The following is a 2,186-nucleotide window of genomic DNA, read 5'->3' as shown; positions in this document are numbered from 1 at the left end:
GCTGGCCACCGAGGACCGGCGCTTCTACGAGCATTTCGGCATCGACGTGGTCGGCACGCTGCGGGCGCTGATGAGCAATGCCCAGGGTGACAATTCCACCCAGGGCGGTTCCTCCATCACCCAGCAATTGGCCAAGAACCTGTTCCTCTCGCCCGAGCGCACGCTGGAGCGCAAGATCGTCGAGGCCTTCCTCGCCGTCTGGCTGGAATGGCATTATTCCAAGGACGACATTCTCAAGCTCTATTTCGACCGCGCCTATATGGGTGGCGGCAATTACGGGGTGGTGGCCGCAGCCGATTATTATTTCGGCAAGAAGGTGCAGGACATCACCCTGGCCGAGGCCGCCATGCTTTCGGGCCTGTTCAAGGCGCCGACGCGCTACGCGCCCCATGTGGACCTGGCCGCCGCGCGCGGCCGCGCCAATCTGGTGCTCTCCAACCTCGTCGCCTCAGGCTTCCTCACCGAGGGGCAGGTCACCGCCGCGCGCCGCCACCCGGCTACGCCGGTGAGCCGCGCCGCCGACGCCGATTCCCCCAATTACTTCCTCGACTGGGCCTTCGAGCAGTCCAAGCGCCTCATCGAGAGCCACCAGCACCGCTCCAATAATTTCGTGGTGCGCACCACCATCGACACCACGCTGCAAAAATATGCCGAGGAGGCCGTGGTCTCGACCGTGCTCGAACAGGGCGCGCAATATGATGTCAGCCAGGCGGCCATGGTGGTCACCGACACGGTGGGGGCCATCCGCGCCATGGTGGGCGGCATCGACTACGGCAAGAGCCAGTTCAACCGCGCCATCGTCTCCACCCGCCAGCCCGGCTCGGCCTACAAGATTTTCGTCTATTCCGAGGCCTTCGAGCAGCTTGGCCTCACCCCCTCCGACCTCATCACCGACCGGCCGGTCTGCATCGGCAATTGGTGCCCGCAGAATTACGGCCGCAGCTACAAGGGCACGGTGACGCTGGCCAGCGCCTTCGCCCAGTCGCTCAATACCGTGCCGGTGACGCTTTCGATCAAGACCGGGCGCGCGCCCATCGCCGAATTGAGCCACCGCATGGGGCTGCAAGCCGATTATCCGGTCACCGCCTCGCTGGCGCTGGGCGTGGCCTCGGTGTCGGTGCTGGACATGACCTCCTCCTATGCGGTGCTGGCCAATCATGGCCTCAAGACCCCCGCCTATGGCATCACCCGCATGACCACGCTCACCGGCGAGCTGGTCTATGAGAGCGATCCCGACGCCCCGCGCGAGCGCGTGCTCAGCGAAACCACGGTGGCCAACATGAATTCCATGCTGCGCGGCGTCGTCACCGGCGGCACCGGCACCCGCGCCCGCATCGAGGGCGTGCCGGTGCTGGGCAAATCGGGCACCACCTCGTCCTATCGCGACGCCTGGTTCTGCGGCTTCACCGGCAATTACGTGGCGGCGGTCTGGTTCGGCAATGACGACTACCACGCCACCCGCAACCTCACCGGGGGCAATCTGCCGGCCATCGCCTGGCAGAAATTCATGGCCTATGCCCATACCAATATCGAGATCCTGCCGGTCTTCGGGGTCGATTTCACCCCCGACAACACCGCCATCGCCGCCGCCGGCCCCGATGCCGCCGAGGACGAGCAGGACCAGCGCCCGCCCGGCCTGCCGGCAGGGGCGGCGCGCAAGCTGCTCGACCTGGCCGGACGCTTCGCCGCCGCCGCCGCGGCCGCCACCCCGCTTTCCGATCAGGCCAGCGCCGCCGCACCCCGCGCCACGCAGGGGCTCTAGAGAGTGCGGTTCGTGCTCCACCTTCTTCTGGCGATCGCCATTGCGCTCGGGGTCGGGTTCGGCCTGAGCTATTCCGCCCTCACCGATGGGCGGCTGTTCGGCATCGCCCGGATCGGGCCATGGCAGGCCTGGCCCGATGTCGGCGCGCCCGCGCCAAATCCCTATACCCGCGCCCATCTGGCGCGCATGGCGGGCTTTCCGCTCGGCCAGGCCGAGGGCCTGCAATTTCTCGCCACCACCGACAGCGCCGGCGCCCCACTCACCCGCGATTGCACCTATCGCCTCGCCGGCCACACCCCGCTCGCCACCTTCTGGACGCTGGTGGCGCTTGACATGGAGGGGGTCAACATCGCCGCGCCCGACGCCGCCCCGGCCCTGCGCAGCAGCGCCGTCATCCGCGACAATGACGGCGCCATCCAGGTCA

2 protein-coding genes are annotated in these 2,186 nt (G+C 67.5%); both read left to right on the top strand.

Annotated features, from left to right (window positions below; genetic code table 11):
• On the top strand, positions 1–1,762 hold a 1,762-nt coding region (locus VDP82_RS17330; RefSeq protein WP_323016070.1), incomplete at its 5' end, for a PBP1A family penicillin-binding protein.
• Between the two features lie 12 nt (positions 1,763–1,774).
• The coding region (locus VDP82_RS17325; RefSeq protein ID WP_323016069.1) for a DUF1214 domain-containing protein at positions 1,775–2,186 on the top strand (412 nt) is incomplete at its 3' end.

The sequence above is a fragment of the Devosia sp. genome (assembly GCF_034675085.1).
Taxonomy (GTDB): domain Bacteria; phylum Pseudomonadota; class Alphaproteobacteria; order Rhizobiales; family Devosiaceae; genus Devosia.
This window is presented reverse-complemented; position numbering and strand designations above follow the sequence as displayed.